Source organism: Methylocystis sp. (assembly GCF_051061285.1).
Taxonomy (GTDB): domain Bacteria; phylum Pseudomonadota; class Alphaproteobacteria; order Rhizobiales; family Beijerinckiaceae; genus Methylocystis.
Window position 1 is genome coordinate 16,772 of the sequence record NZ_JBPFEA010000034.1, and the last position, 17,592, is coordinate 34,363.

At 63.9% G+C, this 17,592-nt stretch carries 18 protein-coding genes and 1 tRNA gene; 8 read left to right on the forward strand and 11 right to left on the reverse strand.

Going from position 1 to position 17,592, the window contains the following annotated elements; translation table 11 throughout:
• Position 1: 1 nt before the first annotated feature.
• Positions 2–1,381: a class II 3-deoxy-7-phosphoheptulonate synthase gene (locus ACR65T_RS12430; RefSeq protein ID WP_434496776.1), complete on the reverse strand. Its 1,380-nt coding sequence runs from the start codon at positions 1,379–1,381 to the stop codon at positions 2–4.
• Between the two features lie 193 nt (positions 1,382–1,574).
• Between ACR65T_RS12430 and ACR65T_RS12435 the strand changes: the two genes are divergently transcribed.
• A complete protein-coding gene (locus ACR65T_RS12435) occupies positions 1,575–2,798 on the forward strand; it encodes an acyltransferase family protein (RefSeq protein WP_434496777.1) in 1,224 nt (407 codons plus the stop codon).
• 99 nt (positions 2,799–2,897) lie between these two features.
• On the opposite strand, the gene gor is transcribed toward ACR65T_RS12435, so the two are convergent.
• Genes gor through ACR65T_RS12450 form a run of 3 tightly spaced genes read right to left on the reverse strand, consistent with a single transcriptional unit; the run spans position 2,898 to position 5,418 of the window.
• The gene (gene gor / locus ACR65T_RS12440; protein ID WP_434496778.1) at positions 2,898–4,271 is read right to left on the reverse strand and encodes a glutathione-disulfide reductase; all 1,374 of its coding nucleotides are present in this window, start codon (positions 4,269–4,271) and stop codon (positions 2,898–2,900) included.
• Positions 4,268–4,990 (reverse strand): ribose-5-phosphate isomerase RpiA, encoded by a 723-nt coding sequence (gene rpiA, locus ACR65T_RS12445; RefSeq protein WP_434496779.1) that lies wholly within the window; start codon positions 4,988–4,990, stop codon positions 4,268–4,270. The genes gor and rpiA overlap by 4 nt, the downstream gene beginning before the upstream one ends.
• Before the next feature lie 29 nt (positions 4,991–5,019).
• A complete protein-coding gene (locus tag ACR65T_RS12450) occupies positions 5,020–5,418 on the reverse strand; it encodes a hypothetical protein (RefSeq protein WP_434496780.1) in 399 nt (132 codons plus the stop codon).
• A 130-nt stretch (positions 5,419–5,548) separates the two neighbouring features.
• On the opposite strand from ACR65T_RS12450, the gene ACR65T_RS12455 reads away from it, so the two are divergent.
• The 3 genes from ACR65T_RS12455 (at position 5,549) to ACR65T_RS12465 (ending at position 7,108) form a co-directional block, all read left to right on the forward strand.
• A complete protein-coding gene (locus ACR65T_RS12455; protein WP_434496781.1) occupies positions 5,549–6,253 on the forward strand; it encodes an HAD family hydrolase in 705 nt (234 codons plus the stop codon).
• A gap of 72 nt (positions 6,254–6,325) precedes the next feature.
• The gene (locus ACR65T_RS12460) at positions 6,326–6,868 is read left to right on the forward strand and encodes an HD domain-containing protein (RefSeq protein ID WP_434496782.1); all 543 of its coding nucleotides are present in this window, start codon (positions 6,326–6,328) and stop codon (positions 6,866–6,868) included.
• A gap of 165 nt (positions 6,869–7,033) precedes the next feature.
• Positions 7,034–7,108: transfer RNA gene (locus ACR65T_RS12465), tRNA-Val, on the forward strand.
• 61 nt (positions 7,109–7,169) lie between these two features.
• On the opposite strand, the gene ACR65T_RS12470 is transcribed toward ACR65T_RS12465, so the two are convergent.
• On the reverse strand, positions 7,170–7,421 hold the full coding sequence (locus tag ACR65T_RS12470) for a CsbD family protein (RefSeq protein WP_434496783.1): 252 nt from the start codon (positions 7,419–7,421) through the stop codon (positions 7,170–7,172).
• A gap of 188 nt (positions 7,422–7,609) precedes the next feature.
• On the opposite strand from ACR65T_RS12470, the gene ACR65T_RS12475 reads away from it, so the two are divergent.
• The gene (locus ACR65T_RS12475; protein ID WP_434496784.1) at positions 7,610–8,119 is read left to right on the forward strand and encodes a DUF1643 domain-containing protein; all 510 of its coding nucleotides are present in this window, start codon (positions 7,610–7,612) and stop codon (positions 8,117–8,119) included.
• A gap of 36 nt (positions 8,120–8,155) precedes the next feature.
• Here the strand turns inward: ACR65T_RS12475 and ACR65T_RS12480 are convergent, their stop codons facing one another.
• The 3 genes from ACR65T_RS12480 to ACR65T_RS12490 are packed head-to-tail and all read right to left on the reverse strand — an operon-like array spanning position 8,156 to position 11,516.
• Positions 8,156–8,479 (reverse strand): hypothetical protein, encoded by a 324-nt coding sequence (locus ACR65T_RS12480; RefSeq protein ID WP_434496785.1) that lies wholly within the window; start codon positions 8,477–8,479, stop codon positions 8,156–8,158.
• The gene (ctaD, locus tag ACR65T_RS12485) at positions 8,476–10,959 is read right to left on the reverse strand and encodes a cytochrome c oxidase subunit I (protein WP_434496786.1); all 2,484 of its coding nucleotides are present in this window, start codon (positions 10,957–10,959) and stop codon (positions 8,476–8,478) included. Before ctaD ends, ACR65T_RS12480 begins: the two co-directional genes overlap by 4 nt.
• Entirely contained in the window at positions 10,956–11,516 is a 561-nt protein-coding gene (locus ACR65T_RS12490; protein ID WP_434496787.1) for a cytochrome c oxidase subunit II, read from the reverse strand. The genes ctaD and ACR65T_RS12490 overlap by 4 nt, the downstream gene beginning before the upstream one ends.
• A gap of 147 nt (positions 11,517–11,663) precedes the next feature.
• On the opposite strand from ACR65T_RS12490, the gene ACR65T_RS12495 reads away from it, so the two are divergent.
• Positions 11,664–12,155: a DUF2231 domain-containing protein gene (locus ACR65T_RS12495; protein WP_434496788.1), complete on the forward strand. Its 492-nt coding sequence runs from the start codon at positions 11,664–11,666 to the stop codon at positions 12,153–12,155.
• Here ACR65T_RS12495 and ACR65T_RS12500 read toward each other — a convergent pair.
• On the reverse strand, positions 12,125–12,637 hold the full coding sequence (locus ACR65T_RS12500; RefSeq protein WP_434496789.1) for a CopD family protein: 513 nt from the start codon (positions 12,635–12,637) through the stop codon (positions 12,125–12,127). The two genes, ACR65T_RS12495 and ACR65T_RS12500, sit on opposite strands and share 31 nt — an antisense overlap.
• Positions 12,638–12,904: 267 nt before the next feature.
• Entirely contained in the window at positions 12,905–14,494 is a 1,590-nt protein-coding gene (locus tag ACR65T_RS12505; RefSeq protein WP_434496790.1) for an MFS transporter, read from the reverse strand.
• Positions 14,495–15,266: 772 nt separating this feature from the next.
• On the opposite strand from ACR65T_RS12505, the gene ACR65T_RS12510 reads away from it, so the two are divergent.
• A complete protein-coding gene (locus ACR65T_RS12510; protein WP_434496791.1) occupies positions 15,267–15,515 on the forward strand; it encodes a hypothetical protein in 249 nt (82 codons plus the stop codon).
• A 125-nt stretch (positions 15,516–15,640) separates the two neighbouring features.
• Positions 15,641–15,883: a hypothetical protein gene (locus ACR65T_RS12515; RefSeq protein ID WP_434496792.1), complete on the forward strand. Its 243-nt coding sequence runs from the start codon at positions 15,641–15,643 to the stop codon at positions 15,881–15,883.
• A gap of 51 nt (positions 15,884–15,934) precedes the next feature.
• Here ACR65T_RS12515 and ACR65T_RS12520 read toward each other — a convergent pair whose 3' ends face one another.
• On the reverse strand, positions 15,935–17,503 hold the full coding sequence (locus tag ACR65T_RS12520) for a phytoene desaturase family protein (RefSeq protein ID WP_434496793.1): 1,569 nt from the start codon (positions 17,501–17,503) through the stop codon (positions 15,935–15,937).
• Positions 17,504–17,592: the final 89 nt, after the last annotated feature.

Genomic DNA, 17,592 nt, shown 5'->3' on the forward strand with positions numbered 1-17,592 from the left:
CTCACTCCGCGGCGTGCTGCTCCCGCACGCCGCGGGCGACGCGTTCCGCCTTCAAAAGCTCGGCCACCAGGAACGCCACTTCGATCGCCTGTTCGGCGTTGAGGCGCGGATCGCAATAAGTGTGATAGCGGTCGCGCAGATCGCTCTCTGAAATCGCCCGCGCGCCGCCCATGCATTCGGTGACGTCCTTGCCGGTCATCTCGAGATGGATGCCGCCGGCGTAGGAGCCTTCCGCCTGATGCACGGCGAAGAAGCTGCGAATTTCCGACATGATCCGATCGAACGGCCGTGTCTTGTAGCCTCCGGCGCTGACCGTGTTGCCATGCATCGGATCGCAGGACCAGACGATGTTGCGGCCTTCGCGCGTCACCGCCCGCACCAGCGCAGGCAGCGCGTCCTCGATCTTGTCCGCGCCGAAGCGGCAGATCAGCGTGAGCCTCCCGGGCTCGTTCTCGGGATCGAGCGCGTCGATGAGGCGCAGCAGCGCGTCGGGCTTCAGGCTCGGACCGCATTTCAGCCCGAGCGGATTCTTGACGCCGCGGACGAATTCGATATGCGCCCCGTCCTCCTGACGGGTGCGGTCGCCGACCCAGAGCATGTGGCCGGAGGTCGCGTAATAGTCGCCCGTCGTCGAGTCGATGCGGGTCAGCGCCTGTTCGTAGCAGAGCAGCAGCGCCTCATGCGAAGTGTAGAAGTCGGTGCCGCGCAACTCCGGATGATGCTCCGGATCGAGACCGATCGCGCGCATGAAGCTTAAGGTCTCGGTGATCTGATCGGCGAGCTTCTGGTAGCGCTCGGACTGCGGGCTGCTTTTGACGAAGCCGAGCATCCAGCGGTGGACGTTTTCGAGATTGGCGAAGCCGCCCGCCGCAAAGGCGCGGATGAGGTTCAGCGTCGCCGCCGATTGCCGATAGGCGAGCAGCTGGCGCTGCGGATCGGGTTCGCGCGCCTGCGGGTTGAACGCGAGGTCGTTGATGATGTCGCCGCGATAGCTCGGCAGCTCGAGGCCGCCCTGCTTTTCGAGCGGCGAGGAGCGCGGCTTGGCGAACTGGCCGGCGATGCGCCCGACCTTCACCACCGGCGAGGCGGCGGCATAGGTCAGCACGACGGCCATCTGCAGGAAAACGCGGAAAAAGTCGCGGATATTGTCCGCCGAATGTTCCGAGAAGCTCTCGGCGCAGTCCCCGCCCTGCAGCAGGAACGCCTTGCCGGCGGCGACCTCGGCCAAGTGGCGCTTCAGATTGCGCGCTTCACCGGCGAAAACGAGCGGCGGAAACCCGGCGAGCTGGCGCTCCACGTCGGCGAGCGCCGCCTGGTCCTGATAGACCGGCGTCTGCTCGATCGGTAGATTCCTCCAACTGCCCGGCGACCAACGTTCCACTTCGCAAAACTCCGCAAAATCAGGCCCGATAGGCGCTGGGGTCGTTCTCGCAGCGACGCCAGCGGCGCTTATAGAGGATTCTCGCCTCCAAAGCGACCCTCCGCTTGGCGGCGGCGATTTGGCGAAGCCCGGGGAGACCCGCTATAAAGCCGGGGCGCGAGCGCGGCCGAGAGCGAGGGGGCGAACCGGGGCGATGCCGTTCATTCTATCGCAATTCATCGAGGCGAGCCGCTGGCTCGGCGCGCTCGTGGTGCTGGCCGTCCATACGTCCAACCTCTTCATCAACAACGCCGACATCATGAGCGCGCCGCACGGGCCGCTCGCCTATGTCTGGTGGTTCTACTCGGCCTTCGAGCTTGGGCATCAGGCGGTGCTCGCCTTCTTCGTGATGTCCGGCTATCTCGTCGGCGGCGCGGTGCTGGCGCATATGCGCAAGAATCAGGGCTTCCTGCGCGAATATTTCATTCATCGCGTGTCGCGAATCTATCTCGTCGTCGGGCCTGCCGTCGCGCTCACGCTCGTTCTCGATTCGCTCGGCAGGTGGCTGTTCGCCAGCAGCGGCGTCTATGAATGGCCGCTGTTCAAGGGCCATTTCTCCCCGGTTCTGTTTCTTGCAAGTTTTCTCAATCTGCAAGGCATCGCCTTCGACTATTTCGGCACCAACGGGCCGCTCTGGTCGCTCGCCTGCGAGTTCTGGTACTACGTGACATTTCCGCTGTTGCTATTGCCTTTTGCGCGCAATTACCCGCTGGCGCTGCGCTTTTTGGGTTTCGCGCTGGGCGCGGCGCTCTTCCTGGCGCTTTCCATGCCGCCGAGCTGGTTCAAATTCGGCTATATTCTTTGGGCCGGCGGCGCCTTCGCCACGCTGATCGGCCGGCCGATCATCCGCTCGCGCTGGCAGGCGCTCATCCTCTACGCCGCCGTCGTCGCGATCATCCGGCTGGTCGTGCGCGGACATCTTCTCGAGGCCCATCCCTGGCTCGCCGATGCCGGCGATCTTCTCGCGTCGGGCTTGTTCGTCAATGTCCTGCTCGCCTTCCGCTATGGGCCGGCCGAAGGCTTTTCGTTGCTGCGTCCGAAGTTCCACAAGACGCTCGCCGATTTTTCCTTCTCGCTCTACAGTATCCATATGCCGATCCTGATCTTCGCGCGCGCGGCGGTCGGCAGCACATTGGGGAATGACTGGGCGACGCAGCTCGCCACCCCGCAGAATTATGCCGTGGCCTTCTCGGTGATGGGAGTCGCCATCGTCGCCGGCTATTTCTTCTCCCGCGTCACCGAGGCGAAGACAGGCGCGGCGCGGCGCAAGCTTCGCGCCCTTCTCGACAGATGGGCGCCCGAGCCCGCCGCTCCGACTCCGGCTCCGGCGCAGCAGCCCGTTGCGGCGCAGCCGCCGCAGCAACGGATCGAAGCCTAAAGCATTTTCCGCCGAAGTGGCTGCCGGTTCGGCGTAGAAAATGCGTTAGTTCGAGAAACTACTAGCGCGTATTCTTGAATCGATACTCAGGAATGCGCGCTAGGCCTGCGGCCTGAGCAGCCGTGACGGCGCGCGCATTGTCACGAGTTCTTCCGCCATCGTCGGATGCACGGCCATCGTCGCGTCGAAATCGCTCTTCGTCGCGCCCATCCGCAGGGCGACGGCGATGAGTTGCGCCATCTCCCCCGCCTCGGGACCCAAAATATGCGCGCCAAGCACGCGTCCATTCGAGCCGTGGATGATCAGCTTCATATAAATGCGTTCGCCGCGTCCAGAGAGCGTCGCGCGCATGGGGCGAAACTGCGTCTCATAAATATCGATCGCGCCATGCTGCGCCAGCGCCTCGGCCTCGGTCAGTCCAACCGTTCCGATTTCGGGCGTGGTGAAGACGGCGCTTGGCGTGCACGCGTAGTCGACCGTCGTCGGCGTCGCGCCGAAGACGCTGTCAGCAAAGGCCTGCCCTTCGCGAATGGCGACGGGCGTCAGATTGATCTGGTCGGTGACGTCGCCGACGGCGTAGATGGAGTCGACGTTCGAGCGCGAGCGCTCGTCGACGGCGACCGCGCCGTTTTCGCGCAGCTCGACGCCCGCCGCCTCCAGGCCGAGATTCTGCGTCATCGGCCTGCGCCCGGTGGCGATGAGCAGGCAGTCGACCTCGAGCGGCGCGCCGTCGCTCATCTCGACCTCCAGAACGTCAGCGCTTTTCGTAATGCACGTCGGCAGGGCGCCGGCCCGGTGCGCGACGCCAGCCGTCTTGAGCGCTTCGCAGAGGCGCGAACGCAGATCGTCGTCGAAGCCGCGCAGCGGCAGGTCGGCGCGATAGGCGAGATGCACCTTCGCGCCGAGCCGCGCGAAGACGCTGGCGAATTCGACGGCGATATATCCCGCTCCAACGATCAGCAGCCTTTGCGGAAACTTCGGCAGATCGAAAATCTCGTTTGAAGATATGCCGAATTCGATGCCCGGAATGTGCGGGGCGAGCACCGGCGCACCGCCGGTGGCGATGAGAATGTAGCGGGCGCGGGCGGAGCGGCCGTTGGAGAAACGCACGCCGTTCGGATCGGTGAGCGTCGCGCGCGCGCGGATGAGCTCGACGCCGGAGCTCGCGAGCGTTTCGGCGTAAAGGTCTGAAAGGCGCGTGATCTCCTTTTCCTTTGCGGCGACGAGGGCCGGCCAGTCAAACGACACGTCGCCGACGCGCCAGCCGAACCCGGCGGCGTCCTGGAAATCATCGTGGAAGCGGCTCGCCAGCACGTAAAGTTTTTTGGGAACGCAGCCGCGAATGACGCAGGTGCCGCCGACCCGAAATTCCTCGGCGATCGCGACTTTCGCGCCATGGCTGGCGGCGACGCGCGCCGCACGGACGCCGCCGGATCCGGCGCCGACGACGATAAGGTCATAGTCGAAGGTCATAAGGGGTCGCCCGATATGTTTCCCAGGATGCGCACGCCCTCGGCGCCGGCGATGAAGATCGCCGTTGCGAGTCCGATGAACAATCCGTGATCCACGACTCCGGGAATCGCCGAAAGCCGCGCAGCGAGGGCGTCCGGATCGTCGATGGCGCCGAACGCGCAATCGACGATGTAATGTCCCCCGTCGGTGATGAAGCGCTCGCCCGGCTCCGCTTCGCGCATCGTCAGCGGGCCGATGAGTCCCAGACCGCGCGCGACCCGTTCGATATGCAGCATGGTGGAGCGTGCGCCGAACCGATCGATTTCGACCGGCAGGGGGAAGGCGCCGAGCGTTCTTACCTCCTTCGTCGCGTCGGCGATGACGAACATGCGCGTCGAGGCGGCGGCGACGATCTTCTCGCGCAGCAGCGCGCCGCCGCCGCCTTTGATCAGGCGAAGCGCCGCGTCGAATTCGTCAGCGCCATCGACGGTGAGTTCGAGTTGCGGCGTCTCGTCGAGGGTGGAGAGCGATATCCCGAGGCTTTCGGCCTGAGCGCGGGTGCGCTCGGAGGTCGGCACGCAAATGACCTCCAGCCCCTCCCTGACGCGGGCGCCGAGAAGATCGACGAAATGCGCCGCCGTCGATCCCGAGCCGAGCCCGAGCCGCATGCCATGCGTGACGGACTCGAGCGCCGCGCGCGCGGCGGCGCGCTTCATTGCCTCGGCGGAAAAGGCGCTCATAGGGACATTCGCTTCGCCAGGTCGCTCGCTCATTTGGCCGGCGGCGTGCAGACCACCGATGTTTCGTTCAGCACGAAGCAGATCGACATCATGCCGGAACGCAGATCAACGCGGAATACGCCGCCTTCGCCGGTATGACGCGATGCGACCAGCGCATATTCGCTGAAAACGCCGGCGCGCGCGCCTTCGCCAGGCGGATAGCACAGCGTCACGCCGATCGCTGCGCTTTCCTTCAAGCCGTATTGGCAGGCGCCGACCTCGCCATTGGAGCGGTCGAGGCGAAACACGCGATTGAGGTCCGTCTGCGGCGCCGCCAGAAATTCGTAATTTCCGGCCGTCGCCATCGACGCTCCGGAAAGGGCGAGGACAAGCGCGCCGGCCGTCAAAGCTGCACGTCGACGCGTATGGAAATTGCGCGTTGCACGCATATTTGCGCTCCCTGTCGCGAATCGGTCGGCGCAGTCTACACGCAGAGCCCTCGCGTGCGGAGGCGACAAAATTCGCCTGTCGAATCAACGGCGCTTGATCCCGGGGGGCGGCGCGGCTACCCCCTGCGCTATGACAAGCCGCGCCCCTGCTCTCGTTTTCGATCTCGACGGCACATTGGCCGACACCGCCTATGATCTCATCGGCACGCTGAATGTGCTGCTCATGCGCGAGGGATTGACGCCGCTCGCGCTCGAGGCTGGACGGCCGCTTGTCGGCGCTGGCGCGCGGGCGCTGATCGAGCGCGGCTTCGCCCATCAGGGCGCGTCGCTCGGCCCCGAGCGCGCCGAGGGGCTGGTGCGCGACTTCCTGGTTTACTACGAGGCGCACATCGCCGACGAAAGCCGGCTGTTCCCCGGCGCGCTCGCGGCGCTCGATCGGTTCAAGGCGGCCGGCTTTCGTCTCGCCGTCTGCACCAATAAGCCTGAAGAGCTGGCGCGGCTGCTGTTGCAAAAACTCTCGGCGGCGGACCGTTTCGCGGCGATCTGCGGCCGCGGCAGCTTTCCCATGCACAAGCCCGATCCGCGCACGCTGTGGCTGACGGTCGAGGCGGCGGACGGCGACCCAAGGCGCTCGGTGATGGTCGGGGATTCCAAGACCGACATCGACACCGCCCGCGCCGCCGGAACGCCGTCGGTGGCGGTGGATTTCGGCTATACCGACACGCCGGTCGCGGCGTTTTCGCCCGATCGCGTGATTTCGCATTTCGACGAGCTGTGGGATGCGGTGGCGTCACTGGACGAGGCGCTGTTCCAACGCGCGGTTGAGGCGTCTTGATCGTTTGAGCCCCGCTTCGCCGTGGAGGCCGGCACCGCGCAAGTTACGGGAAAGGTTCGCACTATGGAGAAAATGCACTTCACGCGGATGGACCAGGGCACGGACGAAGACTTTCAGATCCTCAAACAGGTTCATGAGCACACGCTCAAGGAACTGCCGGACCGGCTCTTTGGACTGCTGCGCGATCTTGGCAAGGACACGGCCTATAACATCACGCGCTACGATCATTGTCTGCAATCGGCGACGCGCGCGCTGCGCGACGGCAAGGACGAAGAATATGTGGTCGTCGCGCTGCTGCATGACGCGTGCGAAACGCTTGGACCTTTCAACCATGGCGAGGTGATCGCCGCGATCCTGAGGCCCTTCATCAGCCGCGACAATTATTGGATGCTGGCGCAGCACGGCCTGTTCCAGACCTATTTCTACGCCGCGCATCTCGGCCTCGATCCGAACGCCCGCGACAAATTCCGCTCGGACCCGGCCTATGAGCAGACGATCGAGTTCTGCGCCAAATATGACGAAGTGTCCTTCGATCCCGCCTACAAAAACGAGCCGCTCGCGACCTTCGAGCCGATGGTGCGCCGCGTTCTGTCGAAGGAATGGACCCCGCCGTGAGCGGCCGGGGGTATCGGGCGGGAGCGCGGCGACGCTGCGCGGCGTCCCGGCGCAGGCTTGAGCCTCGGCGGGATAGGGGGATCTACGGTGACTGAGGGCGATCTCCGATCTTGACGGAGGGCGCCGGCCTCTCCTACACGAGGAGGATCGATCGCCGATGGCGACGGGCGGCTAGCTCAGCGGGAGAGCACTCCCTTCACACGGGAGGGGTCACAGGTTCAATCCCTGTGCCGCCCACCAATAAGCGCCGCACGGCGAACCTCCCCCTCAGAAGGAGAGGGAGGCTCGCGAGCGGCATCTCTTATTCGGTCGCGCGGTGAACGGCGTCCTTGGCGTTTTTGGCGAGTTCCTTCGCCTTGGTTGCCGCCGTTTCCAGCGTATCGGCAATGGCGTCCTTGGCCTCTCCGAGCGCCGTCTGGCCCTTCCCCTTCATTTCCTGCAACACGCCTTCGCCTTCCAGTTGGGGCGAGTCGATCACTTTCCCGGCCGCCTGCTTCGCAGACCCTGTCGCTTCATTCAGGGCGCCTTTAAGTTTATCGCTGGTCGAACTCATGAAAACTTCCTCCTTGTGAAGATCGCTACGTGACCATCGCCACGGTCAAGACAAATGAATAACCGCCGTGCTGCAGATATGTTCCGGTTTCGGCCGATTTATTAGTCGGGCTTCGAGGCATGACGATTGTGAGATCATTCGCTACATTTGAAACGCCGACGCCGGAACTGAGGCCCAAGGCCAATTCAATGCCTGTCTTCGCCGTCTCGCGCCAAATGGAAAGAGCGGCCGTCATCTCCGCGTGCGGCGCTTATCGCTACAGTCTCACGCGCAAATGGAGCGGCGCGCCGCTTCTGCCCTTCGTCATGCTCAATCCGTCGACGGCCGACGCTAAAGAGGATGATCCGACAATTCGCCGCTGCATCGGCTTCGCGCGGCGCGAAGGCGCCGGCGGACTCATCGTCGCCAATCTTTATGCGCTGCGCGCGTCCTCGCCCGAGGCGCTCTGGGCGTCGCGCGACCCGATTGGCCCACAGAATTGGCGAACGCTCGTTCGCCTCGCGGCGCAAGCGATCGCTCAATCGGCGCCTATCATCTGCGCGTGGGGCGCGTTGGCCCGACAAGATCAGATCGATGAGGCGGTCCGGATGTTTCACGCATCGGGCGCGCGTCTCGCCTGCCTCGGCAGGACGCAGCGCGGCGCGCCGCGCCATCCGCTCTATGTTCGCGCCGATCAGCCGGTCGAGCGCTTTCCGTAAAAAGCCGCGCCGCGCTTGCGCGCTCGGCCTGAAGCTTCATGCGCAACGTGAAAGCGCCAAGGCCGGGAACAGAGTCCATGCCCCCGCGACCAGAGCCGCGACCGCGAGAATGATGCTGATGTGCGCGACAAAGGGAGAGGCGGAGCGAAAGCGCGGCGAACGCAGCGCGACGAGAACGGCGACAAGGATAAAAAGCGCGACAAAAAACGCGAGCGTCATGGCGGCTTGGAAGAGCGTCGCGCCATTGACCGGGATGTGTTGCCAGCCTGCCGCGCAACCGACGCCTTCCAGCCCATAAAGGGCGCTGAACAAGGCGAGCCAGACGAGCATGGCGATGACGATTCGAACGACGTCCTTCATGTGAGATAGCTCGAGAACTGCGTCGCGATGAGGCTGGTTGCCGCGACGAAGGCCGCGTAATCGGTCCAGAGGCGCAAAATGTTGACGTTGGATGTTCGCGGACGCGCCGCGCCGCCGCGCAAGGTTCGGTATGCGAGCGAGCAAATCATGATCGCTGCGATCGCAGCATGAATGAGCGCATAGGCGATCATCACGAAAATCGTCGCGCCATAGGCGTAATCCGTCAGTTGGCCCGCGCGCGTTAGCGTCGTCGCAAGCGCCGCGATCGTCAATCCCGAGCCGGCGAGCGCGATGAGAAGTCCGCGCCATAGAGACGCGCCGCGCGAAGCGGCGCGCGCCGCGGCGTGGAGTCCAATGGCCGCCGCCGCCGCGCCGGTGAGACCAAGGGCCAGTTCGAGAACGGATAGCGACAGCCGTTGGGGCGGCGGCCAATTCGGTCCGACGGTCCAAAGAAAGGCATATCCGAAGAAGAGTGAACCGTAGAGAACGGCGTCCGCGCCAAGCAGGAAGGCCGATCCCCACCAGCCGGGAGACCGATCAGTCTCGATGGCCTGCGGCAGAAGCGTCGCGCGCCCGACATTCTGAAGTCCTGGATAGGCCGCCGCGTGTTGCGACCAGCCCCAGCGCAGCGACAGACCGACGACGAACAGCAAGGCTAACGGGATGAGCCAATAGACTCTTATCAAAGCGCCGAGGAAGGCCGCTCCGGTGGCCGCCGCAAGCGCGATAGGCAGCGTCGAATTGCCGGGGAAAATGACCAGAGCTTCAGGAATTCCGCTCGCCGCGTCGACGGTCAACGTCTCGCGCAACTCTCCGCGCGGCTCCCCGAGAAAATATTCGCCGCAGGCGATTTGATTTGCGAGCTCCGGGTCCCTCGCCAGCGGCTCACGATCGCCGACAATCGGTATGCTGGCGAAGTTATACGCGGCGGGCGGCGTCGGCATCGCCCATTCCAGCGTCCCGGCGCCCCAGGGATTGCGAGACCCTCGGATCGCGAGGAGCGCATGCAGCGCAATGTCGAAGATCACCATCGCGACGCCGATCGCCATGATGAAAGCGCTGATCGAGGAGATCAGGTTGATCACGCTCCAGCCGGCGTCCTCGGGATACCAGGCGATCCGCCGCCGCTGGCCGAGGAGGCCAACCCAATGCATCGCCAGAAAGGCGCCGTTGAATCCGAGAAAAATGAGCCAAAAGGCCATCTCGCCGATTCGAAAGAAACGCTTGCGGCCGGTGAGCTGGGGCAGCCAGTAGTACAGCCCGGCGAGCATCGGAAAGACGAATCCGCCAAACAGCACATAATGCAGATGCGCGGTGATGAAAGCCGTGTCATGCGTCTGCCAGTCAAACGGCACGATCGCCACCATGACTCCGGTCAGGCCGCCAATGACGAAGGTGAAAAAAAAGCCAATGATGTAAAGCATCGGCAGCGTCAGGCGCGGCTGACCCTTCCAGAGCGTGCCAAGCCAGGCGAAGATCTGAATCCCTGTGGGAACCGCGACGAGCGTCGAGGCGGCCGAGAAGAACGCCAGTCCCATATGCGGGATGCCTGTCGCGAACATGTGGTGCACCCAGAGCCCGAAGCTCAGGAATGCGAGCGCGACAACCGCCGTCACGATCCAGCGGTAGCCAAGCAGCGTCGTGCGCGCCATCACTGGAAGAACGGTGGAGACGACGCCGGCGGCGGGCAGGAAGATAATGTAGACCTCGGGATGGCCGAAGAGCCAAAAGAGGTGCTGCCAGAGCAGGGGACTTCCGCCGAGCGCGGCTTCGAAAAAGGGAAAGCCGAAGGCGCGTTCCAGTTCCAGCAGAATGGAGCCGAGGATCAGCGGCGGAAAGCCCATCAGAATCATCAGCGCGGTGACGAGCGCATACCAGGGGAAGATCGGCATGAGGTCCAGCGACATGCCCGGCGCGCGAAACTTCAAGATCGAGACGCAAATCTCGACGGCCGCGGCGATGGCTGAAACTTCGACGAAGGTGACGCCGATGAGCCAGAAGTCGGCGTTGACGCCCGGCGAATGCGCGCTCGAAGACAGCGGCGGATACATGAACCAGCCGCTGTCTGGCGCGAGACCGACCAGCAAGGCGAAGACCAGCATCACCCCACCGAACACGTAACACCAGAAGCCGTAGGCCGTGAGGCGCGGAAAAGCGAGATCGCGCGTGCCCAGCAGCTTCGGCAGCAGATAGACGGCCGCGCCTTCAAACAGCGGAATCGCGAAGAGGAACATCATGACTGTTCCATGCATCGTGAAGATCTGATCGTAGATCGCGGGCGCGACGAACGCCGAATGCGGCGTGGCGAGCTGCGTTCGGATCAACATTGCGAGGACGCCGCCGATCAGAAAGAAGAGCGTCGCGACAAGAAGAAACATTCTGCCGATATCGCTGTGATTGACGGTCGAAATGACGCCTCTCCAGCCGGGCTGCGAAGACCAGATGCGACTGAGGGCGCGATGGCGCGCGAGCGCGTTCATTCTTTTGCGCGCCCGAGAAAGGCGTCCCAGCCCGCCGCATCATGCGCGATCACGGTGAAGGCGTCGCCGCTGTATCCGGGGCCGCTGAATTCGGCGTCGACTCCTTGATATTCTCCTGGCTCCGCGGCTTCGATCCTCAAAACGTTCACCTGCCCCGGAATGGCGTCGAGCTTGCCCGCGAGCCGAGGGGCCCAGAAACTGTGGACCACGTCGAGCGAGGTGATCTCGACGTCGACGGGTTGGCCGGCAGGGATGTGCAGAACGCCCTGCGTGCGCAGTCCGCCGGCGTCAGCGTAGCCGAAGCTCCAGGACCACTGACGCGCCTCTGCGCGCACCCTCACGACCTTTTCGCCGCTTTTGGGAAGAAGCGTCTCCCCCAGAACCAGCCCATAAATCAGCAGCGCGGCCAGGGTGACGAGCGGGAAGGCGAGGCCGAGGCCATACAGCCAGAAGCGCTCCTGTCGATGCTCGCTCTGACGAGGGGCCGGCGTTCGCCGATAGGCGATCAGCAGCAGCAGCATCACCAGCGCGAAAATCGCCGCCGACCCCGCCAACATCGTCCACCACAGCGTCGCTATGCGCGCCGCGGCCGGGCCCGCCGGATCGACTGTTGATAGACCGCCGGCGCAACCAGCGACCGCCAGAGGCGTTAAAAGGACGAGACGACGCGCGGAGGAACGCCGGTGGCGAACAAACGAAACGATATGAAGCGAGGCTTCATTGATCCGATCCAACAGCTTCCAGAATTTTACGAAACCGAATCGCGAGTGGCGGTGCTTGGCCATCCGATCCACGCAATGTCCGTCGCCTTTCCGATCGCGCTGACATTCACCTTGCTCGGCGCCGATCTCCTTTACTGGTGGACAGGCGATGCGTTCTGGGCGCGCGCCGGCGTGTGGTCGGCGGGCGGCGGCTTTCTGCTCGGCCTCTTCGCGGGGCTGTCCGGAACTGCGGAATTGTTGCTTGTCGCCGGCATACGCGCCAGGACAGCGGCCTGGTCGCATTTCATTCTTGCCGTATTGCTGCTCGCGCTTCTCGGCGTGAACTGGGGCTATCGGCTGCACGACCACCAAGCCGTCGTGCTGCCCTACGGACTTCTTTTGTCGATCTTTTGCGTGATCATGGCGTCGGTGACCGGATGGCATGGCGGCAAGCTCGTCTTCGACTATCGGCTGGGCGCCAAAAAGGGGAGCTGACCGCCCTGCGGCTGCGAGAGCCAGTGCGGAAAGCGAAGCTCGCTGAAGTCAGGCTTGTCGAGCACGAGAAACAGGATCGCGAGGATCGGAACGAACGTCGCCATGGTCTGTAGGCCCGGATGCGGCGGCCGATGAAGGCCGTGGGTTTCCTCCATCAATGTGACCGTGTGCCCAACCCACCCGTGGGTGAGGACCAGAGCGCCGACGAAGACGAGCTTCAAAAACATCCATGGCGTGAACGCGTCGCGCAGAAAGACCAGCACTGTCCCCGAGGCCACCGCCAGAACCGCGGCAGGGGTCACGCCAAGCGTATAGGCGAAATGCGTATAGCGCCGGATTCGCGCATAATCCGCCTGGCTGATCGCCGGGTCGTGGCGCGACAGCATCAGCGGCAAGGCGATGAGGCCTGCGCACCACAGCGCAAGCGTTAAGACGTGGAACGCCAAGAAATGGGGAACCAATGGCGTGAGCGGGCCGATCATCGAAGGCCGCCTTCGACTCTCGCGCGGCGGCGCACGCTCTTCCTTCGCGTTTCATCGGCGCGCGCGAAAACATTACGTGCATCTACGAATGTGCGATCCGTCACGGCGCTTCGAAGGTTCGAAAAATTCAAAACAGTAACGATTGAAGCTGCGCTGTGTTCCCAATCCAGAGCTAATCTTTACGCGAGGTGTGGGCCAAACGCGGCGTGAATGAAGCGAACCGCTGCGTTGAAGCTGATGGCGCAGTTCGATCTCTTGCGCCGGCGCTTACGGCTGCTCCATCAGCTCCTCGGCCGTAAGCCGGGTGAGCGTCTGCTGGCGCTTCTTGGACGCGTAGCTTGGGGAGGCGAGCCAGATGATCCCCGCCAGCAAGATGAACGTCATCGCGCCGAACAGAAAGGCGTCGTCGAGCGCCAGGATCCCGGCCTGTTGGCGGATGAGCTGCGCCGCCCGGCTGCGCGCCGCATTCGGCGACATGCCCATCGCCTGCATGCGTTCCAGGAACGAGGCGAGCAGGTCGAGCGAGGCGAAGCGGCGTCCGCCAAAATGATCGGCGAGGTCCAGCTGATGGAAGGGCATGCGGCGGAAAAAGAGAACGCCGAGCAGCGTGATGCCCATGGCGCCGAACACCGTGCGCAGCATCGCCAGCTCCTCCGCGGCGCGGATCAGTCGTTCGCCGGCGAGCCCGGTCATGGCGAGCGTCGCGAGCGGCGCAAAGAACATCGCGAGCGAGAAGCCGAAGAAGAACATCGGCGTCGTGACATTATCGAAAGAGGCGCTCTTGTCGTATTGGCCGAGCCACACAAAGGTCACCGCGAGGCCGATGAAATTGAGGAAGATGATGAGTCGCGCGTCGACGTTTCTCGTGATCTCATGCACAACGGCGGCGGCGGCCATCGCCAGAAAAATCATGGCCAGATAGACCATCCCGGCGAGCGAAGACGTGTAGCCGAGCAGCACCTGCAATTGTACGATGAACACCGACAGCAGGCCCTGAATGATCAGAAAACCGATCAGCGAACAGAATGTCGCGATCGCGAAATTGCGGTGCAGAAACAGCCGCAGGTCGAGGGCGGGCCGCCGCTCGCCGAACTCCCAGAAGATGAACATCGGCAAAGCGAGGAGTACGACCAGGAGCAGCCATGCGAGCAGGGGCGAGGCAAACCAGTCGAAATCATTGCCCATGTTGAGAATCGTCTGCACGCCGAGCAGCACCGTCGCGAGCAGAATGAAGCCGATCGTGTCGAAGCGCGTCACGCGGCGCTCAACGTCGCGCCGGTAGAACAGCGCCCAGATGACAGCCGCCGCTGGCAGCGCGACCACGACGTTGGAATAAAACAGCCAGCGCCAGTTGAAGTATTCGGCCCAGAAGCCGCCCATGAAGACGCCGATGGTGAAGGGCGCCATGCTCATGACGCCCCAAAAGCCGACGCCGAGCGTGCGCTGATCATCCCGATATTGCCCAAGCGTCATCGATTGCGCGAGCGGAAGGGCGACGCCGCCAATCAGGCCGAGCAGAAAGCGCATCGGCGCAAAAAACCAGATCGTCTCGCTTGCCGCGCACATCAGGGAGACGGCGGCGTAGGCGACAAGGGCGCCGACCAGCACGCGATAGTCGCCAAGCCGGCCTGAAAGCCACCGCGATAACGGAAGGCCGAGCGCGATGCCGACCATATGGTCGGTCGTCGCCCATGTTCCGTAGCTCGGCGTCACGCCCTCGAGGCTTCCGGCGGCGTAGGGCGCGAGCACCGTATAACCCGGCACATTCGACAACATGACGACGTTCGCCGCGCCCGCCGCGACGTTGAGCAGCAGGAATCGCCAGCCTTTCATTCGCGCCTGCTCGGTCAACACCATTGCGCTCCAACAGGGAGGGCGGGACGCCAAGCCGATTGCAGGTCGCTTGAAGAGCGCGGGTTCATCCGTTTCCTCACTTGCGGCGTGCGAGTCATCACTCAAAAAAGCGCATTTGTCACGAAGCGCGTGCGCGGAATAGTGCGCCGCAAGCTTGTCAATGGTCGGCGCCATACGCCATACCAGCCGGCTGGAAGCGGAAAAGGCCATGACAGGATCTGGCTTCAGGCGGCGCTCATATTCGGCCTCGCGCTCATCGCCGCGAGATTTCGCATCTCGACGGGGCTGACCGAAATTATTAGCGGCATGTGCGCGCGGACGTTTTTCGCCGCGACTGTCGGCGCTAAAATCTTCAGCGTTTAGGGGCCTTGGGTCAAGACGCTCGCCGAACTTGGCGCCATCGCGCCGACGTTTCTCGCTGGCGCCGAACTCGATCCCGACGTTTTAAGCTGAAGTGGAAGGAGGCTACGTCGGTTGGCGCTGCGAACTTCCTCGCGCCCGCCGGCCGGGAGCGAAGGCGTCTTGCCGGCCTATCTGATCGGCATCGCGCTCGCGGGCTGCGTCGGGTGCGACCATGCGCTCATTCGCAGGTTCCGGGCGGTGACCATCGGCCTGCTGACGCTCTTCTATTTCATCCGAGCCGGAGACTTTTCTCCGTCCCGGCCGTTCTCGCCGCGCCGCTTGGCGTCGCCGCCCTTCTTGCCGTCGAGATGGCGACCAAGATCGTCAGCGTCTATCCCGTAGCGCGCCGATTCGGTCGCCGCACAAGGACGCCATGCATACGACGCTGCTGATGGCCCCCGGCCTCACATTCGGCTCGATTTCGGCGCTTTTCGGCCTGTCAAACAAACTCATCGACGAAAACCAATATTCGACGCTCGTCGCCGCGATCATCGCGACGGCGATCGTGCCCACGATGATCGCAAACAGTCTTTATTTGCCGCGCCATCGGCTGCCACGAGAGGCGGCGCCGCAGCACGTTGGTTCCGCGGATCCGGCGAATGAGTCCGTCCCGGAGGGATAAATGCGACTTGATTCCCAGCGGGCGCGATGCAATCAACGTCCCCATTGTCGCTCGAGGAAGCGCGCCTGCCGCGTGGCGCGTCTGCGGTACGCCTCGAAGCGCGGACAACAGGAAGGACAATCTGAATGCGCATCATTTTGAGGCTATCGGCTGTGCTGACTTTTTTTGCGCTCACGCCGGCTTTCGCTCAAGGAACGCCTGAACAGCGCGAGGCCTGTGAAGGCGACGCGAATCGCGTCTGCGAGGCGTATATTCCGGACGCCGTCGCCATCGAGCGATGCCTGAGAGCCAATGCGGGATCGATCAGCGCCGCCTGCAAAGCCGAACTCGGCCTCGCGTCGGCGGGCGGCAAAAAGCGCAAGCGCTAATAACGCGCGGCGCAACGCGTTGCGGGGCCCTCAATCCGCGCCTCACGCATATCAGGTCGCGACGGCGAGCCGTCTTTCGGCGAGCCGCGCGGCCTCGGCGCCCGACAACATCGCGCCGTTGAAGCCATGCTCGCCGCCGAAAGCCGAGGCGAGATAGAGTCCGGCGATCGGCGTTTGCGGCGTTCGCGGAAATCCCATCAAGATCGGCGCTTCGGCGGGCAGCGCCGCAAAGCCGTACACGGCGCCTTCCGGCGTGTTGAGATAGCTCGCCATCGAATAGGCGTTGAGCAGCATCCGCGTCGTGACCAGACCGGAAAAGCCCGGATAGTCGCGGTCGAGAGAAGCCTGTATGGCGTCGAGCCAGCGTTCGCGGCGCGCAAGCGCCGCGTCGCGCGGCAGATCGCGCCAATTGTCGATGCGATCCAGGCCAAGCACGCTGACGAGGATCGGCGGCTCGTCCCAAAGACCTGAGTCGACAGCGGTGAAATTGGCGATCGTATGGAGGGGCAATTCCCCCTTGGGATCTTCCGCCATCGCGCCGGCGCCGTCGCCATATTGATCGAAGCGCCGCATGTCGGGCGGCATGACGACCGTCGTGAAATTCGTCAGCCCGACCGTGGAGGGTTTCGCGCTCAAGCCGAAATTGGCTGAAAACAGCGAGGTCGAAAGCCGGCGGGACCCGAAGGTCTCCTCCATTTTCGCGCGCGCTGGCGCGTCCATCATCGCCGCCGCCTCCGAAGGCGCGCAATTCGCCATCGCTATGCGCGCTTCAATGCGTTCCTCGCTGTCGCCGGCGCGCCGCGCGACATGGCGTATGGCGACCACATTGCCGTCCGCATCGGTCTCGATGGCGTTGACCTGCCGGCCCATGCGCACCACGCCGCCGCTCTTGGTGATGCACTTGGCGAGCTTGAGGCTCAATTGTCGCGAGCCGCCTTTGATATAGGCGCCGCCGGACGCGATATAGCCGCCCTGCGCGAGCGCGTAGAAAATCCACCACAGCCGGCGCGGGTCGTCGCCGTAATAAGCGAGATTGGCGCCGAGCGCGCATTTCAGGGCCTCGCAGCCGGCGAAATCCCGCTCCATGATCTCGTGCAATGAATTCTGCCAGCCGGCGGCGGCCGGCGCGACCTCCCAAAGTCCGCGGGCCAATTTGGCGAAGGAACTCTCCTCACGCGCCTGTTTCAAGGTCCACAGCGCATCGTGAATCTGCTCGACATCGCCGAGAAATCTTTGGATTGCGGCGCGTTTGTCGGGGAACCTGGCGGCGAGCGCCTCATAGGCGGCGGCAAAGCCGAAAGGCAGTTCGAAGGCCTCGCCGACCGGCCCGCCGCGCACCGTATAGAGAGCGCCGGTGGGCAGCCATTCGATTTCGTCGAGAATCCCCAGGCGGCGCAGGATGTCGTGCTTCACGTCGCGGGGGTTGCGCGCGTCGGAGGTCTGATGGAGCGAGGCTTCGACGGTCAGCGGACCGACCTTGTAGACCGACGCCGCGCCGCCCAGGCTAAAATTGCGTTCGAGCAGGCAGACGCTGTAGCCGGCATGCGCAAGCAGCGCGCCCGCCGTCAATCCGCCCAGTCCCGAGCCGATCACCACGGCGTCGAATTTCTTGTCGCTCATTCCGAATCGTCTTTGCCGCTGAAAGATCGCCACTCTATCCCGCCACGCCCCTCTGGCGAAAGGCGGCGGCTGATACAAGATAGGACCCA